At 53.7% G+C, this 4,872-nt stretch carries 3 protein-coding genes and 1 pseudogene; 2 read left to right on the top strand and 2 right to left on the bottom strand.

What is annotated here, in order from left to right:
• Window positions 1–815, bottom strand: a pseudogene (locus tag QP140_RS09565) (IS3 family transposase); the annotation flags it as partial.
• 165 nt (window positions 816–980) lie between these two features.
• Between QP140_RS09565 and QP140_RS09560 the strand changes: the two are divergent.
• Window positions 981–2,435 (top strand): LGFP repeat-containing protein, encoded by a 1,455-nt coding sequence (locus QP140_RS09560; protein WP_284759423.1) that lies wholly within the window; start codon window positions 981–983, stop codon window positions 2,433–2,435.
• Window positions 2,436–3,669: 1,234 nt separating this feature from the next.
• Window positions 3,670–3,864 (top strand): chlorite dismutase family protein, encoded by a 195-nt coding sequence (locus QP140_RS09555; RefSeq protein ID WP_442875040.1) that lies wholly within the window; start codon window positions 3,670–3,672, stop codon window positions 3,862–3,864.
• 132 nt (window positions 3,865–3,996) lie between these two features.
• Here the strand turns inward: QP140_RS09555 and QP140_RS09550 are convergent, their stop codons facing one another.
• Complete coding sequence (locus QP140_RS09550) at window positions 3,997–4,677, bottom strand: hypothetical protein (RefSeq protein ID WP_284759421.1); 681 nt, start codon at window positions 4,675–4,677, stop codon at window positions 3,997–3,999.
• Window positions 4,678–4,872 lie beyond the last annotated feature (195 nt).

Here is a 4,872-nt window from a genome sequence, read left to right as displayed (position 1 = left end):
GTCAGCGATGTGGCTGATCGTCCCAGTGTAGGAAACATATGGCCTGCGCTGGCGGATCTTGGCTCGAAGCCCCATCTGGTGCATGAGTTTGTACACGAGCTTGTGGTTGACTACCCAGCCTTGGTTCCGCAGGTCAAGTAGGACTCGCCTATAGCCGTAGCGATGCTTGTTGCGCTCGAAGCTTTCCCGGATCGCGGCTTTGAGTGCTGCGTGCTTATCCGGCTTGTTGAGGCGTTTCTGGTGGTAGAAGAACGTCGACCGTGGGATACCTGCTGCCTCTAGGAGGTACTCCAGGCGGTGGTGCGACTTGAGGATGACAATCGCCTGGACTTTCAGGCGTGTCCCTGGTTCCTCAAGTCCCGCAATTTTTTTAAGTAAGCGTTTTCCGCTTCCAACCGCGCGATCTGACGGCGCAGCTTGTCTTCTTCTGTAAGCTGCTTCGGTGCGGTCGAGCCTTTGGGTCTGCCCTTCGGCTTCGGTTTTAACGCCTCATCGCCACCTGTGCGCCATTTCCAGGACCAATTAGTGACGAGCTGGTCTGACGATAGGCCAAACTCACGCGCAAGATTCATCTTTGTCTCGCCGGCCAGGTGGCGTTGGACAACTTCCTTTTTGATCTCGAACGAGTACTGCTGCTTTGTCGGTTTCTCCACAAGACATAGCCTGCCATGCAGCTGAAACCGCCGATAGAGTTTGCGCGTCACATCTCTCGAAACTCCAACCACCTTCGCAGCAGCATGGCTCCCCATGCCCTGCTCGAAACACTCCACTAACTGTTCACGCTGCTGCTCATTCAGCGAACTTCGTGCTCTCAATGAAAACTGCTCCCCACTAGTCGGTAACTGATTTCTCAGTCCAACTAATGGGGAGCAGTTCAAACGAGGCATGCTCCCGATATTTTTGCCCGAAAGCTTGAAAAGAGGCTCTACTTCTGAAACGATCAAAAAGACAACACCATCCACCACTCAAGGAACTACCAAATGAAGCCTCTCCTTCGTCGTGTTGTAGCAACTATCAGTGTATGTACAGTACTCACCGACCCAGCTTTGCTCCCATCGGCTTCAGCTGCATCTGAACGGCACGGCGAGGTCGTGCAAGGCCGCATTCTGGAAACCTATAAACGACTAGGTGGATACCGAACCTTTGGAAACGCAATCACATCGGAAAGAAACGCAGGTCGTGGGGGAAAATTCCAAGTCTTCGAGCGGGCATCCTCGATCTATTGGCATCCTAATGTCAGCAGTGGTGTCGCACGCCAAGTCAAAGGCAATATTCGTGATCGATGGCGCGATTGGGGTTGGGAAAATGGGCCCCTGCGATACCCAACCACTGATGAGCTCACCACACCTGACCGGATCGGCCGGTTCAACCACTTCGAGAATGGGTCGATATATTGGACTCCAAGTACTGATGCCCAGGTAGTAAAGGGACGCATTAAGGATCGATGGGCCAACCAAGGCTGGGAAACTGGTGAGCTAGGTTATCCGACGACAAGTGAGTCTTCTCCCCCAGACGGCGTGGGAAGGTTCAATCATTTCCAGAATGGTTCGATTTACTGGACCCCCGATACCGGTCCGCAGGTTGTGAAAGGGCGCATTCGTGATTATTGGGCATCAAGAGGATGGGAAACCGGTCCACATGGATATCCAATAAATGAGGAGTATGCCGTGGATGGCGGCATACATCAAAATTTTCAGCGCCTAGATATTCAATGGGTGGAGCCTACATCGCAACGCCTCCCAACCGGTGACCACACCGATTGGGATGGCTACCAGATGCAATTTCCTGTTATCGCTCAGAATGAGAGGTGGACCCCTCAATCTGTAGCCCGCGAGGTCATTGAACACTTTGACGCTTACTTCACATTCCAGGGCTGCGGACAGAAAATCCGGGTCGGAGATTACTGTGGTCTTAATACCATTGCTAATCCTGTGATGGGCCCTGCACCGATAGAGGTCACGTCGATTGCAGCCGATGGATTCAGCTTTAAATCACTGGAAGGACACCCCGAAGGCGCTGGGCGAACAATCAGTTTTCGTTTTGTGTCTCGTCCAGGGACTAGCGACCCGACGAAAAAGAATGTTTATCTAATCGTTACAGCTTGGGGACCAGCAACAGGCGCAAGCATGACGGGACCACTTAACTCCGAAACTTTGGCACGCTATTCCTGGGGAAAGTTCTCTCGCAATTTAAACTCGCGGCTCGACAACGCAGGGACAGATTATGTTACAGCAGATAAATTCGTAGGCGCTGCACATACTAGGTCTAGTTTTTTTAAGGACGAAATAGGTCTGGATTCGCCTGTTGTCATCCTCTCGGATGAAGAGTTAGCCTGGGTACCAACGTCAGTTCCGTTGCTTTCGCTCGACGGGAAAAATGCAGCGGATGTCGTCCCTCAACATGTTGTCGAAGAAACACTAAAAGAAAGTCCATAATCCACGTTAGTGAGTGCGGCAGGACTTAGATTGAAGTTTGAGAGTGGAAAACAATGACAGCGTTTCCTGGTATCGTGCTTGGAGTCATTTTTTCTTTTGTGCTCGTAGCAATAAACTATTCCCTTGTCAGGTTTAGCCGGGGTAAGAAGCTCATCTCGCCGAAGAATTTTTTGAGAGTGTCCATCTTGGCTACACTCGCTTTGGCCGTACTTCCCCTCATCTTCGATGAAGGACTGAAGGATGGAGCTTGGGTAATATTCTTCTTTATAGGTTTCCAAACTATCACCCTCGTAACGTCATTCTTTCTTCCTGACGAGCACGATACCCCGCGTTCCTAATACTGTTAACGATTACGCCGCGAACACCACTCGTACAGATACTGATTATCCATGCTTAGCAGCCAGGTTAATGAACCTAGCCGATTGTTCTCTGGAACGGTGTTTTCTGACCGAGTCTTACGCGACTCGGGTTCGACATTGCGGCTTATAAACCTAGACCTTCATCCGCACTCCGCTCCAAGCTGTTGCTTTGACGGCCCCTGGGGCAGGGGAACTATCCGGTTGTGCAACGGGCTGGTGGGTTAGAGCTCCGAGCTGTTCCTCAATGCTGTGGGCAACGACCCCAGCACCCACCGACTGCCCATACGGAGTACTCTCGTGCTCTTCAGTCGCCGTCGCTGGGGCCGAATCCCTAACAGCCAATGCCTTTAATAGCTCCCCACGGCGAACCAACGTGCTCGTGTCCTGATCCTGACGATCCGCATAAAGCTTCACATCCCACAGGTCACTGCTCAACTTCGAATTCCTATTGTTCATCGCACGATGCTGCTCTGGCTGGCCTACCGGCGACTGCTTCTGGGATGCACCAAAGCGCTGCATTTGCTCCACACGCGCAACACACCGCTGCTCCCAGCACGATTCAAACACTCGGCAGCAGCCACTACGCGGGCAACATCCACCGTCGGACCGTGAGCAGCATGACAAGTAGCGGCATAACCCAATCGACCATGGGATGCCAGATAGGCATCGCCAATCTTCACAGTGGCGGAAGCACGATGCTTCCGACGCAGACGCACATCACCGCATGGCGAGAGGAAGGCGGAGGCGCGTGGTTGCGCTTTCATGCCTCCAAGAGTTGTCCCCGCACCAGTTCGGTGCTTACCGCTGAGGACGTAGCCGCGAACGCGACGCGCCATCGTCCAGCGGTTTCGCATAGGCGGCAGCTCCGATTCCTGGTGATCGACCCCCACAGCCTGGGCGATTACGAGTGGATGCTCGCCTTTGAGGCACCGGACGTCGCGGAGGTCGTGGACCTGATGCGCACGATGCGTTACACCGAGGCCCGCAAGTACGTCTCTGAGGAGACCCCGTTCCTCACCGGCCGCATGATCACTGACTGGCTGCCGGAGTTCGTCGAGTCCCTGCCTTAAGGATTCGAGGCTTTCTGGGCGCAGGCCTCCGGGTCTGCGCCCTGCACATGGTCTGACAGAGTCGGACCAGGGTTCAGACACAAACCTACGAACACAGCCTCATTCCCCGCGATGGTGAACCCATACCTTGAGCTACGGCCTGCTAGTCCGTAATTCGGGGAGTCTGGAGTTGGTGGCTATCCATTGCGCCGCAGAGGGGTCAATCCAGGTAGACAACTTCTCTATGGCTAGCTGTGCTCGATCGAAATCTTCGTTTTCGTCCTGCCGGTTCTGTCTGATGATCGGCTCATGATGGGCACACCGATTACGCAGTTTGTAGACCACATCTACTTCACATCTGAATTCGTTGAGATTGGGGACGAAGACACCCGGCTTGCTTCCGTCAGTGATAGGTGTCGGTGTGCCGATCAAAGCTTTACGAACGAGCGGCCAGAGGGTCGAGGCGTAGGTCTTGGTAAATAGGTAGGCCCAAAAATCAAAGCTGAGTTCGGCGATGACCCGCCCCGGCGGTGGGGTTGGTTCTCTTCGTGTACGGGCACGTTGTTCTGCTTTCCTGATGGCACTCTTGGCCGGTTTTACGAACGGGATGGCCGGGTTGGTGTACCACCTGGCTCCGTAGCGCGGAGCGACTGCGGTGTCTACGCAGTTTCGTAGCAACACCTCGACATGCTGGAGGTCCTCCAGAAAAGCCTTGGTGACATGAGTATTCCAGAGATAGAGAGCTTCAGGGTCCGGGTGGTGGGCATAGGTGCTCATCCGCGCGGGCGAGAACCACTTGTCGAGATCGCTCGTTAGATTGTTGTTGGAATCCATGGGAACAAATGCTACGGTTGTTTATGAAAGCCCCGGAGAGATCCCTGCGTTTTAGACGCATATCGCCGGGGTTACTGAATTTTATGGGGGATATTAAGGAGCATAACGGCAGTGTATGGGGTTAAGGGTCAAAAAGTGTGTCTGGCCCGGCGTGTCGTGGGGGTTAGATTTGGCCTTTTTGGATGCCGATTGAGT

The organism is Corynebacterium sp. UMB9976, from assembly GCF_030212265.1.
In the GTDB taxonomy this organism is placed as follows: Bacteria; Actinomycetota; Actinomycetes; order Mycobacteriales; family Mycobacteriaceae; genus Corynebacterium.
This window is presented reverse-complemented; position numbering and strand designations above follow the sequence as displayed.